Raw genomic sequence first — 19,433 nt, forward strand, 5'->3', positions numbered from 1 at the left:
ATCATCGTGACATCTGCGACAGGGATTCTGGTACATACACCGACGCATCACCCCGGGGGAGGGTCGTATGCGACTGGCGCAGGCGTTCCGAAGGGCACTGCTGGCGAGCGTGCTCGTGATGCTGGTGGCTGCTCGCGCAGTATCAAACGAACCGGTATCAGTCGGAACGGGCTTCGATCCACTGGATGCCACACTGCCCGAGTTGAAGGCGGCGCTGGATCGAGGTGCCATTACTTCGGTTGAGCTGGTCCGCTTCTATCAGCGACGCATCCATGCCTACGATGATCGAGGGCCGCTGATCAATGCCATGCTGCACCAGCATGAACAGCAGGCGCTTGAACGTGCCCGGCGACTCGATGCGCATCGTCAGACAGGTGATCACGGGCCGCTGTATGGTATTCCGTTCGTGGTCAAGGACAATATCGATGTGTCCGGCTACCCCACCACCGGCGGTTCGATGGCGCTTGATTCGGCCATGCCGCAAGACAGTGCGTCACTGGTCAGGCGCTTGCGCCGGGCGGGGGGCATCCTGCTGGGCAAGGCCAACATGACTGAATTCGCCACCAGTTATGGTCAGCCTGGTTACAGTTCTCTCGGTGGCGTTACCCGTAACCCTCGTAACACCGACTTCAGTGTGCTCGGCTCCAGCAGCGGTCCGGCCGCAGCCGTGGCTGCCAATTTCGCGGCCTTTGCGATCGGCACCGATACCGAGGGATCAATTCGTGGTCCTGCGCATGCTGCCGGCGTCGTCGCGATCCGTCCGACGCTGGGTCGCGTCTCCCGGGATGGCATTATCCCCCTGGCCCTTTCCTTCGATACGCCGGCACCACTGACTCGTAGTGTCACGGGGGCTGCCTGGGTACTGGCAGTCATGAGCGGCGTTGATCGGAAAGACGATGCCACTGCCATTAATGGTCGCCATCCTCCCCGGTTCAGCCAGCACTATGGCAGCGCCATCTCCGAAGACCGACTGGCCGAGGCCCGAATCGGGGTGATTCGACAGCGCGAGTCGGGTGATCCGGCCATCGAAGCACGCTTTGATCAAACTCTGAAGACATTGAAAGCTGCTGGTGCGCAACTGGTGGACGTGCGTCTGAGCCAGTCCTACTACGATCTCTGGCCGGGTGTGATTGCGCCCGTTCATGAAGCCGAGTTCGAACCTCAACTCGAGCGTTATCTGCGTCAGTTCGACAGTGATCAGCCGCACAGTCTCAGGCAGTTGCTGGCGCGCTGTGAGCAGATCAACCGGCGTAGAAACGACCATAGTGCACTGGGTTCATCGGATGAGTTGCCCATTTCCGTCAAGCGCATTCGGGGGATGAAAGAGCGATTGAAAGAGAGCATGGCAGGATCGCCACGCTATCTGGATGTGCTGACCCACCATATGCCGACATTGCGTCGCAAGCTGCGTGATTTCATGCAGCATCAGTCGCTGGATGCATTGATCTTTCCAACCGAGGCGTGCTCGGCACCTCCCCGCGAAGGCGTGTCAGTCAGTGCTTATACCTGTGACACCGATCATCCCTTTGCGCTGGGATATATTGCCACCGCGACCGGTTTTCCCGAGATCACTCTACCGATGGGGGCGCTGGATCAACGCATACCGGTCGGCGTTTCACTGCTCGGTCGTGACTTCGATGAAGACACGCTGTTCAGATTGGCAGGTGCGTTGCAGCAGCGGTTACCAACACTGCCGGTGGCTGCTGCGACACCGGCACTGATGAAGTCGCCCTGAACGATTGCCGTGGCCGGTATGCCGGGGCAGAATGCCCGCTCGAAGTGGCGTATCAATCTCAGGGAGACCATCATGCTCGGTCATTTGGCTCGCATTATCGGCGGTTCGCGACCGGGGCGCCTGTGTGCCTTGAGCGCCGTCACCTTCGTGGCGGGCTGCAGCTGGTTCGGGGGAGGCAGTGATTCATCGACGCAGCAGAACGAGGCTGCGCCATCGAAGACGACAGCTCTTCCTCATCATGCGGACAAATCGACATGCGGTGCCGATCGGTTGCAGGACCTGATCGGTCGCACACTGGAGCCCGGCGTAAGGCGGCAGATCGTGAACCGCTCTGGTGCCGAACAGTATCGGGTGCTTGGGCCCGATACGATGGTCACCATGGACTTCAATGCGCAGCGTCTCGATATTCGTGTTGATGAAAATCAGCAGATCAGCGAGTTTGACTGCGGCTGAACCCCGAGGCGCCGGCCAGTTGTTTCAGCCAGTGCGAGAGGCGGGTCTCGATCCATTCGAAACTCGCCCAGGAAAGCAGCACAATCAGGGCCATACAGGGGATGAGGGTGGCGAACAGGTCCCAGCCGTAGTGTTCATAGAGCACACGATGTCCGGTCCATAATATGATGATATGAATCAGATAGACCGAGTAGGATTGGTCGCCCAACCGCTTGAGCCAGTAATGCCCCTTGAACAAAGGCTCCGTGCAGATCAGTGCTGCAACCAGCAGTGCCGCTGGTAGCCCCCATACCAGCAGGCGCCAGGGATGACGATCGGGAAAAAAGAGCATGAATGCAAAGGCGCCCAGGGCGACCAGCAGGGCGGGCCAGCAGCGCCCGGTCGGATTCAGCCAGCCCCGGCTATAGAGAATGCCCACACCGATTCCCAGCAGAAACTCATAGATCACTGGATTGGCATAGAAACTGCTCAGCGGCGTATTGAGTGCCAGCACCGGGCTGACCACGACGACCAGCAGGGTAACGGTAACCGCGCGAAAGCGTGAGGGCAGAGTGCAGGCCAGGGCAAACAGACTGTAGAACAGCATCTCGAAATTGAGTGTCCAGCCGACCGGCAACACGGGATAGTAGCCGAAGTCGCCAGGATTTTCGTGAGGGATGAAGGCCAGTGACATCAACAAGGACTGCCAGTCGACACCATAGACCGGCATCAGTCCATGACCCAGCCAGATCATCAGCGCCGTGATCAGCGTGCACAGCCAGTAGGCGGGTGCCACGCGTGCTACTCGGTTCCACAGAAACCGGGCACTGCCAATGTTGCGATCCCGGGTCGTGATGTAGATGACGAAGCCACTGATGATGAAAAAGATATCCACCCCCATCTGGCCACGGGTCGAGAGCATGTGGCCCAGCCAGGTATCGGTATCGAAATCAAAAAAGACCTGCATGACGTGATGAAAGACCACCACCCACGCCGCCAGTGCCCGTAGCGCCTGAACCGAGATGAGCATAGGACGTTTTCCTGTTGCGTTTGGTCGAATCTGCCATGGGCAGAGACAGGGAAACGCCGTTTTCTATCGCCGCGAATACAAAAAATTACGCAGATGATGCGTGTCAGAGCTCGTGATTCAGTAGCGTAATGGCGCGATCATAGGCATTGGCGACGGCGATGGTATTGAGCTTGAGGGCATCAAGTGCCTGCCAGTCGATCCTGGACCAGCGGTCCTGCTCGAAATGTATCGCCGTCTCCAGAATCAGACCCAGTGGCCCTCGCCCCTCCAGTAGCGCCATGCGGATATCTTCATGCAGTGGTACCTGATCGACGATATCGCTCAAGGGCTGGTCGAACAGGCCATCGAGGCAGGAAAAAAGACCGACGGTAAACCCCATTCTGGCGACACCGGGAACGTGCTCGGCAAGCTGTTGACAGAAATGACCGCGAAGAATGGCAAGACGCTGCAAGGCGTGTGGCTTGTCATCAAGTCGTGACAGTACCAGCAGACTGGCCAACCCCCGGATGCGCTGCAAACCGAGTGACAGAACGGCGCTCTCCAGGGACGTGACAGGGCGTCCTCGTTGATGAAGCGCCGAGCGGGCCAGGCGCAGCAAACGCAGGCTCAGGAAGGGATCATTGCGGATCAGATGTGTCATCTCATGGAGCCCCAGCTGCGGGCGATTGAGTTCCGCCAGTACAGTCAGGGCGCTGATCCGGTTGATCGGCATGATGTCACCATGAACCGGTTCGGGACGCGCCAGGAAATAGCCCTGAAAGAGATCACAGCCGATATCGCGGCAATACTGGAAATCCTGGTGACGCTCTATCTTTTCAGCCAGCACCCGCAGCCGGGGATTATAGCGATGCAGACGCGCCACGGTGGCTTCCAGCGTATCGGCGTCATAGGCGGGATACTCGAGTTTGACGATATCCGCCCAGGGCAAAAATGGATGACTGCTGTCGGTGAGTACATAGTCATCCAGCGCGATGGTATAACCATGTCGATGCAGTGCTTGCAGGGCGGCAATGGTGGAAGCACTGGGAACCACGGTTTCCAGTACTTCGATCACAATGGTCGCCGGATCAAATGGGATGTGATGGCAGAGGGTGTCGGCAGTGAAGTTCACAAAAGCCGGCCGGCCTTCACAAACTTCACCGATATCGGTGGCTGTGAAGGCATTGAGCAGTACCTGGCTGGTCGCGCGATCGCCATCGAGTTCTGCAAGTGCCGGGGCGGAGCTGTCTACCGGGCGAAACAGTAGTTCGAATCCGGCCAGTTCGAGCCTGCGATCGTAGATGGGCTGGCGGGCATAAAGCACGCCCCGGCGAATGGTGTCGGTCATGACCTCCCTTCCTGGTCCTGGGCGGATCGAGATACGCGGGATTGGTGTCATGTCTGCATCCTATACTGCTGCGCAGCATAGCGTAACGGCTTTACGATCGGATGAGGTCTGTTTCGCGGGTGAGAAGTTCCCGATGGACGTATCGGCAAAATGAGAGGCCGCCGCGCGACATGAAGCCGCGGTCAATGATCAATTACTGTTGCTGGTGGCCGATAATAGCGGGTATGTGCCGGGGCTGTATCATGTGGCAGAACGGTAGAGCAAATCGGATCGCGCGCTCATGGGGGGGCCGCCCGAGGAAATCATGAACGCAGAGCCCGGAACCGACAGGCGTGAAGAAGGTCAGGAAGCGCGGCGTCTGAAGGCCGTGCGGCAACTGGCGCTGCTGGATACGCCGCCCGAGAAGCGGTTTGATCGGCTGATCCGGCTGGCAGGCAGTATCTTTGACGTTTCGATAGCATTGATCACGCTGATCGACGATCAACGCATCTGGTTCAAGTCGCGTCGAGGTATAGCGTTTGAGAGTATTCCGCGAGAGGAAGCATCCTTTTGCGTTCAGTCCCTCCGTGAACCGGAAATGCTGGTGGTCGACGATGCTCGAGGCGATGCCCGTTTTGCGTCTCTTTCACTGGTCACCAAACCGCCGTTCGTGCGTTTTTATGCTGGCGCCGTGCTGCGCTCCGAAGAGGGTGAACCGCTGGGGACACTCTGCATCATGGACAATCGCCCGCGTGAGTTGACCGAGCGCCAACGCACGATCCTGCTGGACCTGGCGCGCCTGGCAGAAAGCGAGATGCGTTTCAGCGATGTCTCCTCGCGCGAGCGCAGCGGCGCACAAATCCGGGCCAATCGGGACCCGTTGCTGCACTGCATGACCCGCCAGGGGATGAGCGATCTGCTGGATGAGTTCATTCATGAGCGTCCGGTTACCCCTGCTGCCGGCTGGCTGCTCAGCGTCGAGCTGCACGACTGGCATGCGCTCAATCTGCGTTACAACGCCGAAGTGGAAAATGAGCTGTTGATCATGGTGCATGATCGGCTGCATGTGGCACTGGCCGGCAGACAGCTCAGCATTGCACGGGCACAGCCCAATCGACTGGTGGCGCTGATTGGCTCACCCCCTGATGAGGTGCTGATTGCCGGGGTCCGGAAGCTGCTGGCCGAGCCCTGTCAGGTGGCAGACCACACTATCACGCCACGGCTGCGCCTCTGGACGGTCCCCGTGCCACAGGGCATCACGGCAGGCCGTGAGCTGTTGCCCGTACTGCACTATCTGGATCGGCAATACCCCTGGCCCACGGATGGTTTGCAGTATCTTGATGCGGCCCACTGGCTGCCTTCCCTGCATCGACGCCGCACCATTCGGCAGCGATTGCCACGCTTGTTCGAGAACGATGGGCTGACCATGTATTACCAGCCCCGGCTTGATCTCGTGCCTCACCGTCTGTCAGGTCTGGAAGCCCTGCTACGCTGGCAGGACGATCAGCTCGGTCATGTGTCTCCTCTGGAAATACTGGATATTGCCAATGAGGCGGGGCTGAGCCGCGATCTGGATATGTGGGTGGTGCGGCGGGTGATCCGGCAACTGGTGCAATGGCGTGATGCCGGACGTCAGTTGGTCCCTGTCTCGATCAACCTGTTGCCTGATCAGTTGCGCTACGATGCCTTCGCCGGCTGGCTTGCCGATGAACTTCAGCAACAGGGTATTGCCGGCGAACTGCTGGAGTTTGAAATTCTCGAGCATGTCGTGATCAACGACTTTCATGGCGTCGTTGCCAACATGCGTCAGCTTGCCGCTCTGGGTGTGCGCTTTGCGCTTGATGACTTTGGTACCGGCTACTCGGCGCTTGCTTATCTCAATCGAATGCCGGTTGATGTGCTCAAGATTGATCGAGCTTTCATCCAGAGCATTGTCGAGGATGTTCAGGCAGCGGCACTGGTGCGGTCGATCATCGAAATCGGCCATAATGCGGGGCTTACCATCGTGGCCGAGGGGGTGGAAACACTCGGTCAGTATCTGATTCTGCGTGCCCATGGCTGTCATGCGGTACAGGGCTTTCTGTTGGCACCTCCCTCTGCGGCAGATACCGTATCCGACTGGCTCGAATGGCCGGCGCTGTTGTCGCCGCCGAAGCTGGCCATGTCGGCGTCGTTACACGCTGACCCGAGTGAGAAATAATCGGGAGAATGGTGAGCCGGTGAGCTGATCCACTTGCGATGGCACAGGGAGCATTGATGACAACAATGAGCTGGCGTGACACGCGGACTCACTATGGTCGAATCAGTCGTTGGCTGCACTGGGTGACGGGCGCGTTATTGCTGTGGCAGTTGGGTGGCCGAGTCGCACAATGGCTGGTGGGGGCAGAGCCCTGGGTGCAGGTCATGAATTCGACTCACCGCTCACTGGGCAGTGCGCTGATGGTCCTGTTGATGCTGCGGGCCCTGTGGGGGCTGTACAATCTGTCGCGTCGGCCCCGGCATGATGCGGGGCTGATGCTGCTGGCCGGTTTTTCTCATTTGCTGCTTTACGCGCTGATGCTGTTGGTGCCGGCCCTTGGGTTGCTGATGACCTGGGCCAGCGGACAGGCGTTTGCGCCCTGGCACGTGCCGCTTTTTTCCGCTGGCGAGTCGCATGCGACGACAGCAGCGCTGGCTGCACAGTGGCATGTCTGGCTGGGCTGGAGTCTGGTGGTGCTGGTGATCGGCCATATACTGATGGCGCTGGTCTGGCATCTGCTGATCCGCCGTGATGCTACGCTGCGACGAATGATCGGCCCGCCACCCCAGAGTGAGGCCGCCGATACAGCATCGTTGAAGGAGCCCCGCCAATGAGTGCCACCGCAGAGACCTCAGGACGACGCACCGTATTGATCACCGGCTCCTCCAGTGGTATCGGTCGGGCGCTGTGCAGCGCTTTTGCCTCAGCGGGCTATCGGGTGTTTGCTGCCGCACGGCGCGAGGAAGACCTGGCACAGTTGGAAGAGGCCGGTTGGACGCCCATTGCGCTTGACGTCAATGATGACGAGGCGATCGTTGCCGCTGTAGCAACCCTGCAGGCACAGGCCGGAGGGCTTGATGTATTGGTCAACAATGCCGGCTACGGCGCCATGGGGCCGGTGCTGGATTTTGACCGTGATCGCTTGCGGCATCAGTTCGAAACCAACGTGCTGGCCCCCGTAGCGCTGACCCGGGCCTGTCTGCCCCTGCTGCGTGATCGAGGGGGTAGTGTGATCAATGTGGGCAGTGTGGCAGGTTTGCTCTCTTCGCCCTTTGCCGGTGCCTATTGTGCCTCCAAGGCCGCCCTTCACCGGTTGACCGAAGCGATGCGCATGGAGCTCGACCCCTTCGGTATTGATGTCATCCTGGTGCGCCCAGGCGCCGTGGCGTCAAATTTCGGACAGCGGGCGCTGTCCGATTATCATGCCTGTCTGGCACCGGACTCTCCCTGGCAACCCTGGCAGGAAGCGATCGATCAACGTGCCATTTCCTCCGAACGGTTGCGTCCTGCGCCGGCAGATAAACTGGCCCGACGAGTGACAAACGCGCTGGAGCGTCAACGGCGCCCGCGCCTGATTCGTGCCGGGCAGGGCGGTATTGCCGTGGCGCTGGCGGCGCAGTGGCTGCCCGAAGGGTTGCGAGAACGGGTGCTGATCCGATATTTCGGGCTGCACGAACGCCGCTGAGCCTTGTCCCTGGGGATGCCGGCGGCGTCAATCGGTCCGCTCTTTCCAGCGCTGGGTGGCAACCTCTTCCTTGACGATCTCCAGTACTTCGATCATCGCCTCCTCCAGCGAATGACTCTCTTCGCGGCCGACCCGAGTCATGACATCGAAACCGCTGTCGGCCAGTTCACCTGCCAGGGCGGTAAACTCGGGAGAACGCATGCCGATTACCGCCTCGCGGATCAGGCGGGTCACGACATCAGCCAGCGTCTCGTCGAGTGCTTCGACCACACCGGCGCCCATCGGCATGCGCGAGAGCCTTCTCATGCTCGGATTTTCAGTGACAGCGCGGTGAATCAGACCGGTAATCCAGGTCTCAACATGGTCGCGGTTATGGCCGTAACCTTCGCTGACCAGGGTATTGACCCGGTGAGCAATATCATCGATCAACTGCTGTTTACGTGGGCGCAATACGCGTTCGACCACCCGTTCGGGCAGTCGATTGCTGTCTCGGATCTCTTCCTGCAGGTTATCGAGCAGCTTGAGGGCCACACGATCGGAGAGCTCTTCGAGCAGAATCTGGTAGTAGTGATTGAAAAAGAGAAACAGGCGCCAGCGCGTGACATCGACAATACCCATGCGCTGCAAACGTATGACCAGTCCGATGACACGCAGGATACGCAGCACGCGAAGGCCGCTCACGGGCAGGCAACCCAGCACGTCATACCAGTGTACGAAAGGGTAGAAGAACCAGCGGTGATAACGACGCTCGACAATGGCCAATATCCAGCCGGCCAGCACATCGAAGGCCAGAATGGCCACGAACCAGAGATCGATGGTCGTGAAATGACGATGCAGCCATCCACCGGCTTCCCGAAGGTCGGGTGAGATGGCGTTCAGCAGCGCCGGCAGGGGTGTCAGCGCATAGAGGGTATCGAACAGGATCAGTGCCAGGCTCAGCGACACCAGTGCGACAATGGCGCAATCCCAACTGATGTACAGCAACTCGCGCCAGCGGGGCAGTGACCGATCGGCCCGCTGGGTCTGCCATCTGCCCGGCGTGTCGTGATGGGTGTCGTCCGATGGGTCGGTCATGTCAGCCTCCTTGATATATGAAGATATCTCAGAGGCTTATGACCCCGGCGTCAAGCTTTGCGGTCACGCGGGGTCGCGTGGCAGTTCGCGCTTGTGCGACGTCTTGCGATACGCCTCGACAATGGTGCGTTCAACGTGATCGCTGACCGGCTTGCCTTCCAGATAGTCATCGATATCGTCGTAACGAATGCCGAAGGCATCTTCATCGGAGCGCTGAGGGGTCAGCGATTCCAGATCAGCGGTCGGCGTCTTGCCCGAAATCGACTCATCGGCGCCCAGCGCGTCGGCCATGGCGCGAATTCTGCGCTTGTTGAGACCGCCCAACGGCGTAATATCGCAGGCACCGTCGCCGAATTTGGTGAAAAAGCCCATCACTGCTTCGGCAGGATGATCGGTGCCCACTACCAGGCCGCCATGGGTGCCTGCAACGGCGTACTGGGCGATCATGCGCTCACGTGCCTTGATATTGCCGAGTACGAAATCCTGTTGATACTCGTCGCTAAACGTCAGACCGCCTTCCTTGAGCGCATCGAGATGAGCATCGCTGGTGGGTTTGATATTGATACCCAGTTCACGGTCAGGCTGAATGAATTTCAGCGCATGCTGGGCATCACTTTCGTCGGCCTGCTCGCCATAGGGTAGGCGCAGAGCGTAAAAGGTGGCGTTGTAATCCTGCTCGCGCAGTCGCTCCACGGCGCGCTGACACAGGCGTCCGGCGGTTGATGAATCCAGCCCCCCGCTGATCCCCAGGACCAGGGCATGCAGGTTGTTGTCGACCAGCTCACGACAGAGAAAATCGATGCGCCGTTCGATCGCCTGATCGGCGTCGAAATCGCTTTCAACACCGAGTGCTTCAATAATGCGTGATTGCTGCGAGGTGGTTGCGGTGCTCATGGCTGAAAACTCCCTTCCAGCAGAAATGTATCGGACGATCAGGAGGCCTGTGTCGACTGGCTGGCCTGCTGATGGTAGTGACTGATCCGGTTGAGCGAGTAGTGAGCCGCTGCCATGCGCACTTCATTGCGATCGCCGTCGAAACGGCAGGTTTCGGAGAGCACGACATCCCCCGAGTCGAAGCGGAAAGCCCAGGCGAAACAGACCGTGCCCACCGGTGTGCCATCATCACCGGCGGAAGGGCCGGCAACACCGGTGTTGGCCAGGGTGACGGTCGCATGGGTGTTGTTCAGCGCGCCCTGCGCCATGGCACGGGCAATGACCTCACTGGTCAGCGAATATTGTTCGAAGAGAGCATCGTCGATATCCAGATAGCGCTGCTTGGCTTCGGGCGAGTAGACCACCAGCCCCGAATCCAGCAACTGACCGGTACCCGGGATGCTCACCAGCTCCGAGACGATCAGACCTGCCGTGCAGGATTCCGCCGTGGCCATGACCAGCTTCTGCTCGGTCATGAATTCCACGACACGATTGAGTCCCCGTTCATCCATGAAACCGGTCTCCGTGACAGTCATTGTCGATTCAGAACAACCACTGTCACAGTTTGGACTGGCACCTGACCATCACTCAGGTTAGGTCCTTTCTGAAAAGTGCCTGTGCTCCAGTGGGTATTTCGGGGGTTATTACGGTACTTCAGTGATGGGGGGTGGGCAGAGCATTGCAGATTTCGGCGCCCCGGAGACGAAAGGCATCGAGCAGGGTATCGTCGTCGGCATCGGTGATCAGGGTCCAGTGCCGCGGCAGTGGCGTCCAGTGCTGCTGACTGGCTCGTCCCAGCTTGGTGGCATCGGCCATGATGAACACTTCGGCAGCGCGCTGGATCATTGCCTCCTTGAGCCAGGCCTGCTCGGGGCTGGCTTCGCACAGACCCATGTCGGCCACGACACCATCGGCGCTCATGAACACCCGGTCCACGCTGATTCTCTCCAGTGCCGCATGGGCCAGCCGGCCATAGGCGGTCATGCTGGAGACGCGCAGATCGCCTCCGAGTATGGTGACATGCCCCTCCGGCAAATCTCCAAGCGCGGACAGCGCTGCCAGATTGTTGGTCAGTACATGCAGGCCGCGTCTTGCTCGCAGGCAGTGGGCCAGTGCTGCGGTTGTGGTGCCGCCATCCAGCAGCAGGGTATCGCCATCGTGAATCCGTTCCAGCGCCAACCGGGCAAGGCCGGCCTTGACATCCCCCTGGCGTTCGCGGCGCTGTTCGAGCGTCAGCTCCGGCTCTCGTGGGCCAAGGCGGGCAGTGGCGCCGCCGTAGGTACGTACCACCAGCCCCTGCCTGGCCAGGGCGCCCAGATCACGTCGCACCGTGGCTTCCGAAACACCGAAGTGGGCACACAGGGCTTCCACTTCGGTCATGCCGGCCAGCACGGCATCAAGCATGGCCTGACGGCGTCGGGTGACTTTCATTGCCTGCTCCCGCTGGGATTCTGAAACAGACCTGATTGTCGCATGTCGTGTCCCGGGATACGCAGTGCCTTATTCACCCAGATGAACGCCATGGCGGGCAGCTACGATATCGGAAAGCTCCGGCACGTAACGCTCTCCTTCGCCCTGGGCTTCGGCGCCGGCATAGAGATCGCGCACAGCTCGGGCGACTCCGGCCTCTATCTGCAGGCTCTCTGCCAGTTCGACCAGATAGCGGGTGTCCTTGTGGGCGTTGGTCAGCACGAAGGGATGCGCGTTGCGGTCACGGTCGAGCACATATTGAAAGAAAGTGCGGTAGAAGCCGCTGTCCATGCGTGAGCCACGAATGACGCTGTCGAAGACCTGAGGCGTAATACCGGCACGGGCGCCAATGGTAAGTGCTTCGGAAAATATGGCGCCATAGCCCATGGCCAGGAAGTTGTTGAGCAGTTTCATGGTGTGCCCGGCACCTACGGGCCCGACATGAATGATACGTGCCGCCCAGGTGGAGATGACCGGCTCCAGTCGCGCGAGTGTGTCTTCATCGGCGCCGACGATGGCCTGTAGCTCACCGCTTTGTGCCTGGGCAGGAATGCCGCCCAGCGGCGCATCGATGAAAGTGATGCCGTCCTCGGCCAGTGATTGCGCCAGCTGTCGGGTCAGGGTGGGCTGCGAGGTTGAGCAGTCCACAATGGTCAGTTTGCGTCCGCCGGCCTGACGTGCCCCGGCCTGAAGCCCGTCGTCACCGGTCACGATCCGCTCGATCTGCGGTGCGCCGGGCAGGCAGAGAAAGACGATATCGCACCTGGCGGCCATGTCGGCGGGAGAGGTGACTTCTTCGGCGCCCAGTGCCACAAGTTCATCTACCGGGCGACGGTTGCGATGTCCCATGACGGTTAGTGGATAGCCGGCGCCGATCAGGTTGCGGGCCATACCTTCTCCCATCAGGCCAAGGCCGATGAATCCAATATTCTCCATGAGGGCAACTCCTTGGGTGTCAGATACGCAGGCCGGCCGGGTCAGGCCGTGGCAGCGTGTCGGGTGGCCAGCTCTACCGCCTGGCGCAGTGCTTCCAGCATACTGCGCTCGTCGGCGATGCCCTGTCCGGCGATATCGAAGGCGGTACCGTGATCGACCGAGGTACGAATGACCGGCAGACCGACGGTGACATTTACTCCGGCTTCCAGGCCCATGACCTTGACCGGGCCATGGCCCTGATCGTGATACATCGCGACCACACAATCGAAATCGCCACGCCCGGCGCGGAAGAACAGGGTGTCTGCCGGTAGCGGCCCCTCGACATCCCAGCCGCGGGCACGCAGGTTCTCGATGGCAGGAACGATCTTTTCCTCTTCCTCGCCATGACCGAACAGGCCATTCTCTCCAGCGTGCGGGTTAATACCGCAAACCGCAATCCGGGGTGAATCGATGCCGGCGCGTGCCAGCGTGTCATGAGCGCGTTCGATGGTGCGCTGAACCAGCCCGGGTTCAATGCGATTGATGGCATCGATCAGCCCCATGTGAGTGGTCACATGGATCACCTTCATCTTCGGTGTGACCAGCATCATCGAGACCTCATCGATGCCGGTAAGATGCGCCAACAGCTCGGTGTGACCGGGGAAAACGTGTCCACCGGCATGCAGGGCTGCCTTGTTGAGGGGGGCCGTGCAGATGGCGTCGAGCTCCCCGGCGCGAGTGAGCTCAACGGTTCGGGCGATATACTGATAGGCGGCATCGCCGGCAATCGGCGAGACTTTGCCCCAGACCAGATCAGCGGGTATCAGACCAAGATCAATGCAATCGACCGTGCCGGGTTCGAAGCGAGCCTCGCTGGGTTGGGTAATGGCACGTACGCTGATCGGACGTTCCAGTATCCGTGCGGCTTCTTCGAGTCGACCGGCATCGCCGATCACCAGGGGGCGACAGAGCTCGTAAACCGAGTCATGGCCAAGGCTCTTGATAATGATTTCCGGACCAACGCCAGCGGCGTCGCCCATGGTAATACCGACTACGGGACGCTCGCTCATGTCCTTGTCCTCATCTGATGAAGGGTAAATACGAGATTCGGTTGTGCCATGTCGCTGCCAGAGGCGAGCCAGGGCGGCGTCATCGCCGAAGCCACCTGCCTTGGTAATCACACGCAGCGGTCTGGCGTCGAGTTCGGTCTGCAGCCCGGCCATGCCGGTATCGGGTTCGTCGGTCAGTAGCAGGCTGGTGATGCCGGCGCTGGTCAGCAGGGCGCGGGCGGTCTCTCCGCCTGTCACGAACAGGGTGTCGATCCGGGCCAGGAGTGGTGCCAGCAGCTCACCGAGATGTTTTGCCAGCACAGGCCCCTCGGCGGCGTTGCGCCCGTGGTTTCGGGCAATGCACACCAGCACATCGAGTCCCTGTTCGAGCGCGTCCGCCATGGCGTGTTCTGTTGAGTGCCGAGTTGCTTCATCGGGTGCGTGACGCAGCTGGTCGGGCGTGAGTTCGAAGACGCGTAACCGAGCGCCGGCTCGTTGTTGCAGCTGAAGGGCCTGCTGTCGGGATACCTCGGTCATGCTGCCGACCACGCTCAACATGGGACGATGATTGATGGCCGGTGTTGGCTCGGAGGAACCCTGTGCAGCAGGCCTGAGGGAGTCTGTCAGACCGAGCGCTTCCGGCAAATGCCGGCCCAGACCGGCCGAACCGACATGAAAGATATCCGTCAGGCTTGCGGAAGCCCTCGCCAAACGAGCCAGATCGTCATCACTTTCGCCATCACAGACCACGGCCTGATAGCCCTGCTGTTGAAGCGCCTGTATTTGTCGAGTGAGTTCGTCGGCCGTTTGGCGCAGTTCTTTCAAACCAAGATGGGCGGTTCGCAGCCCGGCAGTCCGGAGCATTGCGAGCAGGTCGGCATGACCGGTGAGTCCCTCGTTACGCCATATTTCACTCTCTTCCACTGGCTGTTCATTCAGCCACTGATGGCCATTACGAGTTGTCCGCCCGGTAGCGGGGAAGGCTGGAGCCACAACGGCCATACCCGCCAATGGCACCAGCGCAGCGATTTCGGCGGCCACATTACCGCGCAGGGTGGAATCGAGTTTCTTGAACAGATGACGATAGCGACCCTGCCATTGCTGCCAGCTGTCGACACAACGCTGCGCTGCTTCGTCAGGGAGAAGGCGCCGGCTGTCGGTATCGATGGCGACTACCTCGGCGGTGGCTCCTGCCTTGGGTGAGAGTGTCACCAGGGTACGCAGCCCTCGATTGGCACAGCCGACCGCGCTATCCGCCGTGCCGGTCAGGTCATCGGCCAGAATCAGCAATGAGGTGGTGATGGGCGCCGAAGTCATTGGGCTGGTCCGGTGGGCAGCGGTCGCGATTGTCATGGTATGGGCTCAAGCTGTGAATGATCATAAAATGATTGAATCGATCAATTATGGCAAGTAGACCATCGCATGGGCTGTGCCTGGGCGGGACTAGTGGCCGAAAGCCGAAAAATCGGATTTTCCGGTAGCAGGAGAGCCGTGACTCAATCAGTTATTGATTGAATCGATCATATACAGTGTGGCTTATATATCGGCTACAGAAGGTTTCGGACCCAGCCGCCAGCTTTCGAGAATCAGTGTTCTAATGTCTTCGAACGACAGATCATGCTGGTGTGCCAGGCGTTGAATATCCTCGAATTCTGCGGTGGTGCGCAGTATCTGCCCCTCTAGCAGGCCGACCTTGATGCGCGCTTTACCCAGCGGAGTAGTGACCGTCTCGATACGTCGTTCCAGCGTCTGCCGGCTGGCATCGTGACGACGCACCCCGAAGGTTGAGGTATGTCTCAACAGCAGCCGTTCCAGTGCTTCGGCGTCGGCAGGACGAGCCAGTACGGTGATCAATATACCGGGGCGGGATTTCTTCATGGTGACCGGCGTATGGAAAACGTCCAGTGCGCCTGCCTCCAGCAGCAGTGACAAGGCATATCCCAGCTGTTCGCCGGTGGCATCATCCAGCTGACACTCCAGCACGGCGATCGATTCACGTGGCGAAGTCGTGGCCTGTGACTGCTCGAACAGCACCGCGCGCAGCACATTGGGGTGATCGAAATTGCGACTTCCGGCGCCGTAGCCGATGCGCGTCGGGGCTCCCGCAGGAAGCGTACCGAAGCGTTCGACCAGCACCTGCAGGAAGGCGGCCCCGGTGGGGGTGGTCAGCTCGCCGGGGGCATCGAAATCCGACAGCGGGATGTGGCGCAACAGTTCCAGGGTCGCCGGTGCGGGAATCGGAAAGCGCCCGTGTGCCATGCTGACGACACCATGGCCGACCGGCACTGGCGAGGCCGTCAGGGTGTCGATCTCGAGCTGCTCCAGTGCCAGACAGACACCGAGGATATCGATAATCGAATCCATCGCGCCGACCTCGTGCAGATGGACCTCTGCGGGATCGATGCCATGGATACGTCCCTCTGCTTCGGCAATGGCAGTGAACAGTGCCTGCGCCCGCTGCTGCACCCGAGGTGGCAGGTCGGCACTACCGAGCATGGCGAGGATATCGCCGGCGCGGCGGTGTGGATGAGCGTGGGCATGACCGTGATGATGACTGTGTTCGTGTTCGTGTTCGTGTTCGTGTTCGTGTTCGTGTTCGTGTTCGTGTTCGTGTTCGTGCCTGCCCAGCGAGATATTCAACAGCCGGGCGCTGATGCCACAGCGATCAACCCGTTCGCTGCCCAGTTCAAAAGGGTCGAGCGGCAGGGTCTGCAGGTCGTGACGAATACGATCAATGTCGGCACCCAGATCGATCAGGGCGGCCAGCAGCATGTCACCGGCAATACCGAAGGTACAATCGAGATGAAGTCGGTTCATGAGTCCGGGATATCCGTGTTACTTCTGAAATCGGCCGGCGCCGGATGCACGCCGCGCGCGACCAGCCCGAGGATGCTGGCAGCCTGCCAGGCAGCACCGAAACCGTTGTCGATGTTGACCACACTCATGCCGGTGGCGCACGCGGAGAGCATGCCAAGCAGGGCGGTCACCCCCTGCAGACTGGCGCCATAGCCCACCGAGGTCGGTACGGCGAGCACCGGACTGCGCACCAGGCCGGTGACTACACTGGGCAGGGCGCCTTCCATGCCGGCCACCACGATCAGTACATCCGCGTGAGTGATCGCCTCCCGGTGAGCGAGCAGTCGGTCGAGTCCGGCGACGCCGACATCATTGAGTCGGGCAACCTCGACACCCAGCCACTCCAGCGTCTGCGACGCTTCTTCGGCGACGGGCAGGTCGGAAGTGCCGGCACAGATGACGGCCACCCGACCCGGCAGGCGTTCGGGAGCTTCTCCCCAGCGCAGCAGGCGACTGACCGGATCGTACTGGCCATCGGGGTGATCACGCAGTACGTGTTCCGCGCGTTCGGTGTCGAGTCGGGTGACCAGGGCGCGCTGGTGTCGGGCACGCAAACGGGCGACGATGGCGCTGATCTGCTCAACACGCTTGCCCTCGCCGAAAATGACTTCGGGCACGCCATTACGTGCCTCGCGATCGTGATCGACGCGGGCAAAGCCAAGGTCGGCGATGCGCTCGTTATTGCTGTGCTCACTCATGAGGGGGCCGTGATTCAGGATCGAGCATGCGGGTCATGCTGCCACTGCGATACCCGGCAAGATCGAGCGTGACCCAGTGATACCCCAGTTCGGTAAGCTCGCTGACCAGTCGGTCGTGCTGCTCGAGCAGGCGTGGCATATCGGCAGGCTCAACCTCGATACGGGCGAGGTCACCGTGATGGCGGACCCGCAACTGGCCGATCCCCAGGGCGCGGACCCGGCGCTCGGCTTCGGCTATGCGCTCCAGTTTCTCCAGCGTAATCCGTTCGCCGTAGGCGACCCGGGAAGAGAGACAGGCCAGTGAGGGCTTGTTCCAGGTAGGCAGGCCCATCGCCTGGGAGAGTTCGCGGATTTCGGCCTTGTAGAGCTCGACTTCGTGCAGTGGGCCCCGCACACCATGCTCGCGAGCGGCGATGGTGCCCGGACGATATTCACCGGCATCGTCAGCGATCAGGCCGAAGACGATGTTGTGAAAGCCTGCCTCGACCATGATGGGAGCGAGATGGGTAAACAGTCCGGATTTGCAGTAGTAGCAGCGGCTGGCATCGTTATCGGCATAGCCGGGGATGTCGATTTCCGAGGTCTCGATTACGCGGTGCGGAGCATTCAACTGCTGTGCCAGTTCGCGAGCGGCATCAAGTTCCTCATAGGGATAGGACTCGGAATCAGCGGTGACCGCCAGTACATGCTCGCGCCCCAGCGTTTGAAGCGCCACGGCCAAGAGGAAGGTACTGTCTACCCCGCCGGAGAAGGCGACCACGACGTCGCCCATGTTGCGCAGCACGGCGCGCAACCGTTCGAGCTTGGCTTCCAGTGCCGTGCCCTCACTGACCGCATGGGTTAACTGCGGCCCGCGCGGCTCCGGGGTGACGTTGACCGCGGCATGTTCAATCCGATTGCTCCAGCTGACTTCGCTCATGAGGGCTCCTTGCGGGTCTGCGCAATCCCGCGCTCATTCATCCACATAGGGTACGGTCAATGGACCCAGCGGCATGACCGCGACTCGCATGTTGCCCCCATGGCGCGCTCGCAGCGCAGCGAGGGTAGCTTCAATGTCGTGTATCGGCTCCAGCAGGGCGCGCCGAGTCTGGTCGTCACTCAGGGTGGAGTAGAGCATGACATTGGCAAAGCTCTGGATGACCGCCTGCTTTTGCACCTGCCACTGATCGAGCATGGCAAATTCCGGGTCCTCGATCATCCTGAGCAGGGCCTGCGGGGTATCGGCCATGGCGAGAATTTCGGCGAACTTGCCGTGATCGGGAATACCATCCGAGCACTCCGCCGCCATGATGATGGTTCCGCCCTCGCGGACAATCTTGTGTGCCGCACTCATGCCCTTGACCGCCTGATAGAGGTTCTGGTCAAGCGGGTAACCGGAATTGCCGGTAATCACCACATCAAAGCGTTCGTCACAGCGCACCATGGCATGTTCGAGCTCATGTTCGCAGCCGCGGCGGTGGGCCTCGGTCATGTCACCGGCAAAGACCTTCGTGATGGCCTTGTCCCGGTTGAGGGTAACATTGAGCATGAAATGCGGCGGGCAGAGTGTATTGATCTCGCGAGTCATGGCCTGCAGCGGATTGTCTGCCATGTTGCCCCAGGTCGAACGCGGATCACCGATCATGCGGGCATTATGAAAGGTCATGATGGTTTCAAGACCGGCAATCCCGGGCATGATGCCCTTGGGGCCCCCGGAAAAGCCGGCAAAGAAATGTGGCTCAATAAAGCCGGTCACGATGCGAAAGTCAGCTTCGACATAGCGGCGGTTGAGCCATGAAGGGCAACCGAAGCTGTTATCGCCGACGTTGATCTGCTCATCGTAATTGTCGCAGTGGTTATTGATGATCTCGATGTGGTCGACCACCCAGTCACCCAGCATGCCGCGCAACTCATCTTCCGTCTGATCGCGGTGAGTACCGGTGCCATTGATGATGACGAAATGATCGTGTGGCACATGAGCGAGTGTCTCGATCAGCAGTGGCACCAGAATATGGTTGGGGGTCGGTCGGGTGATATCGCTGATGACGATGGCGACGCGATCCTCGGCCTTCACCATCTCTTTCAGCGGAGGCGTGCCGATGGGTTCATCGAGTGCGGCGCGAATGGCATGCTCGGGCGCTTCAAGCGCGTGCTGGGTCGGTGGTTCGACCACGAAGGTGTGCTCGGGCAGCTCGAGAGAGAGTTCGCCCCGGCCGTAGAGCAGTGATGTATTCATGCCTCTTCTCCTGCCA

At 60.3% G+C, this 19,433-nt stretch carries 17 protein-coding genes; 5 read left to right on the forward strand and 12 right to left on the reverse strand.

The genetic code is table 11. From position 1 onward, the window contains the following. Positions 1 to 67: 67 nt before the first annotated feature. Together FY550_RS02680 and FY550_RS02685 are read left to right on the forward strand one after the other, a co-directional pair. Positions 68 to 1,735 (forward strand): amidase, encoded by a 1,668-nt coding sequence (locus tag FY550_RS02680; RefSeq protein WP_070981469.1) that lies wholly within the window; start codon positions 68 to 70, stop codon positions 1,733 to 1,735. 72 nt (positions 1,736 to 1,807) lie between these two features. Continuing rightward, entirely contained in the window at positions 1,808 to 2,188 is a 381-nt protein-coding gene (locus FY550_RS02685) for an I78 family peptidase inhibitor (protein ID WP_168169369.1), read from the forward strand. Here FY550_RS02685 and FY550_RS02690 read toward each other — a convergent pair. Next, the gene (locus tag FY550_RS02690) at positions 2,166 to 3,197 is read right to left on the reverse strand and encodes an acyltransferase family protein (RefSeq protein WP_070981473.1); all 1,032 of its coding nucleotides are present in this window, start codon (positions 3,195 to 3,197) and stop codon (positions 2,166 to 2,168) included. The genes FY550_RS02685 and FY550_RS02690 overlap by 23 nt on opposite strands. 103 nt (positions 3,198 to 3,300) lie before the next feature. After that, entirely contained in the window at positions 3,301 to 4,524 is a 1,224-nt protein-coding gene (locus FY550_RS02695) for an EAL and HDOD domain-containing protein (protein ID WP_070981475.1), read from the reverse strand. Positions 4,525 to 4,828: 304 nt separating this feature from the next. On the opposite strand from FY550_RS02695, the gene FY550_RS02700 reads away from it, so the two are divergent. Genes FY550_RS02700 through FY550_RS02710 form a run of 3 tightly spaced genes read left to right on the forward strand, consistent with a single transcriptional unit; the run spans position 4,829 to position 8,207 of the window. Next, positions 4,829 to 6,703 carry a sensor domain-containing phosphodiesterase gene (locus FY550_RS02700; protein ID WP_168169370.1) on the forward strand — a complete coding sequence of 625 codons (1,875 nt, stop codon included), beginning with the start codon at positions 4,829 to 4,831 and terminating at the stop codon, positions 6,701 to 6,703. A 56-nt stretch (positions 6,704 to 6,759) separates the two neighbouring features. Beyond that, positions 6,760 to 7,356: a cytochrome b gene (locus tag FY550_RS02705; protein ID WP_070981480.1), complete on the forward strand. Its 597-nt coding sequence runs from the start codon at positions 6,760 to 6,762 to the stop codon at positions 7,354 to 7,356. After that, positions 7,353 to 8,207 carry an SDR family oxidoreductase gene (locus FY550_RS02710; protein ID WP_070981482.1) on the forward strand — a complete coding sequence of 285 codons (855 nt, stop codon included), beginning with the start codon at positions 7,353 to 7,355 and terminating at the stop codon, positions 8,205 to 8,207. Before FY550_RS02705 ends, FY550_RS02710 begins: the two co-directional genes overlap by 4 nt. 27 nt (positions 8,208 to 8,234) lie before the next feature. On the opposite strand, the gene FY550_RS02715 is transcribed toward FY550_RS02710, so the two are convergent. From FY550_RS02715 to larA, 10 genes are all read right to left on the reverse strand, one after another. Continuing rightward, complete coding sequence (locus FY550_RS02715) at positions 8,235 to 9,281, reverse strand: hypothetical protein (protein WP_084388282.1); 1,047 nt, start codon at positions 9,279 to 9,281, stop codon at positions 8,235 to 8,237. A gap of 63 nt (positions 9,282 to 9,344) precedes the next feature. Further along, positions 9,345 to 10,175 (reverse strand): ammonia-dependent NAD(+) synthetase, encoded by an 831-nt coding sequence (gene nadE, locus FY550_RS02720; RefSeq protein ID WP_070981484.1) that lies wholly within the window; start codon positions 10,173 to 10,175, stop codon positions 9,345 to 9,347. Positions 10,176 to 10,213: 38 nt separating this feature from the next. Next, a complete protein-coding gene (locus FY550_RS02725) occupies positions 10,214 to 10,726 on the reverse strand; it encodes a CinA family protein (RefSeq protein WP_070981486.1) in 513 nt (170 codons plus the stop codon). Positions 10,727 to 10,868: 142 nt separating this feature from the next. Beyond that, entirely contained in the window at positions 10,869 to 11,645 is a 777-nt protein-coding gene (locus tag FY550_RS02730; RefSeq protein WP_070981489.1) for a DeoR/GlpR family DNA-binding transcription regulator, read from the reverse strand. Between the two features lie 69 nt (positions 11,646 to 11,714). Further along, the gene (locus tag FY550_RS02735) at positions 11,715 to 12,620 is read right to left on the reverse strand and encodes an NAD(P)-dependent oxidoreductase (RefSeq protein WP_070981491.1); all 906 of its coding nucleotides are present in this window, start codon (positions 12,618 to 12,620) and stop codon (positions 11,715 to 11,717) included. A 41-nt stretch (positions 12,621 to 12,661) separates the two neighbouring features. Beyond that, positions 12,662 to 15,001, reverse strand: coding sequence for a 4-hydroxythreonine-4-phosphate dehydrogenase PdxA (pdxA, locus tag FY550_RS02740; protein ID WP_199287838.1), 2,340 nt, complete (start codon positions 14,999 to 15,001; stop codon positions 12,662 to 12,664). A gap of 183 nt (positions 15,002 to 15,184) precedes the next feature. Continuing rightward, positions 15,185 to 16,465 carry a nickel pincer cofactor biosynthesis protein LarC gene (larC, locus tag FY550_RS02745; RefSeq protein WP_149054340.1) on the reverse strand — a complete coding sequence of 427 codons (1,281 nt, stop codon included), beginning with the start codon at positions 16,463 to 16,465 and terminating at the stop codon, positions 15,185 to 15,187. Next, on the reverse strand, positions 16,462 to 17,202 hold the full coding sequence (larB, locus tag FY550_RS02750; protein ID WP_149054341.1) for a nickel pincer cofactor biosynthesis protein LarB: 741 nt from the start codon (positions 17,200 to 17,202) through the stop codon (positions 16,462 to 16,464). The genes larC and larB overlap by 4 nt, the downstream gene beginning before the upstream one ends. Beyond that, the gene (larE, locus tag FY550_RS02755) at positions 17,195 to 18,121 is read right to left on the reverse strand and encodes an ATP-dependent sacrificial sulfur transferase LarE (RefSeq protein ID WP_084388284.1); all 927 of its coding nucleotides are present in this window, start codon (positions 18,119 to 18,121) and stop codon (positions 17,195 to 17,197) included. Before larE ends, larB begins: the two co-directional genes overlap by 8 nt. Positions 18,122 to 18,154: 33 nt before the next feature. Continuing rightward, positions 18,155 to 19,417 carry a nickel-dependent lactate racemase gene (gene larA / locus FY550_RS02760; protein ID WP_070981496.1) on the reverse strand — a complete coding sequence of 421 codons (1,263 nt, stop codon included), beginning with the start codon at positions 19,415 to 19,417 and terminating at the stop codon, positions 18,155 to 18,157. Positions 19,418 to 19,433 lie beyond the last annotated feature (16 nt).

The organism is Kushneria phosphatilytica, assembly GCF_008247605.1.
Lineage (GTDB): Bacteria > Pseudomonadota > Gammaproteobacteria > Pseudomonadales > Halomonadaceae > Kushneria > Kushneria phosphatilytica.

Coding starts and splice junctions, on each gene's coding strand:
- FY550_RS02680 (WP_070981469.1), top strand. CDS start 68: ATGCGACTGGCGCAGGCGTTCCGAAGGGCACTGCTGGCGAGCGTGCTC.
- FY550_RS02685 (WP_168169369.1), top strand. CDS start 1,808: ATGCTCGGTCATTTGGCTCGCATTATCGGCGGTTCGCGACCGGGGCGC.
- FY550_RS02690 (WP_070981473.1), bottom strand. CDS start 3,197: ATGCTCATCTCGGTTCAGGCGCTACGGGCACTGGCGGCGTGGGTGGTG.
- FY550_RS02695 (WP_070981475.1), bottom strand. CDS start 4,524: ATGACCGACACCATTCGCCGGGGCGTGCTTTATGCCCGCCAGCCCATC.
- FY550_RS02700 (WP_168169370.1), top strand. CDS start 4,829: ATGAACGCAGAGCCCGGAACCGACAGGCGTGAAGAAGGTCAGGAAGCG.
- FY550_RS02705 (WP_070981480.1), top strand. CDS start 6,760: ATGACAACAATGAGCTGGCGTGACACGCGGACTCACTATGGTCGAATC.
- FY550_RS02710 (WP_070981482.1), top strand. CDS start 7,353: ATGAGTGCCACCGCAGAGACCTCAGGACGACGCACCGTATTGATCACC.
- FY550_RS02715 (WP_084388282.1), bottom strand. CDS start 9,281: ATGACCGACCCATCGGACGACACCCATCACGACACGCCGGGCAGATGG.
- nadE (WP_070981484.1), bottom strand. CDS start 10,175: ATGAGCACCGCAACCACCTCGCAGCAATCACGCATTATTGAAGCACTC.
- FY550_RS02725 (WP_070981486.1), bottom strand. CDS start 10,726: ATGGATGAACGGGGACTCAATCGTGTCGTGGAATTCATGACCGAGCAG.
- FY550_RS02730 (WP_070981489.1), bottom strand. CDS start 11,645: ATGAAAGTCACCCGACGCCGTCAGGCCATGCTTGATGCCGTGCTGGCC.
- FY550_RS02735 (WP_070981491.1), bottom strand. CDS start 12,620: ATGGAGAATATTGGATTCATCGGCCTTGGCCTGATGGGAGAAGGTATG.
- pdxA (WP_199287838.1), bottom strand. CDS start 15,001: ATGACAATCGCGACCGCTGCCCACCGGACCAGCCCAATGACTTCGGCG.
- larC (WP_149054340.1), bottom strand. CDS start 16,465: ATGAACCGACTTCATCTCGATTGTACCTTCGGTATTGCCGGTGACATG.
- larB (WP_149054341.1), bottom strand. CDS start 17,202: ATGAGTGAGCACAGCAATAACGAGCGCATCGCCGACCTTGGCTTTGCC.
- larE (WP_084388284.1), bottom strand. CDS start 18,121: ATGAGCGAAGTCAGCTGGAGCAATCGGATTGAACATGCCGCGGTCAAC.
- larA (WP_070981496.1), bottom strand. CDS start 19,417: ATGAATACATCACTGCTCTACGGCCGGGGCGAACTCTCTCTCGAGCTG.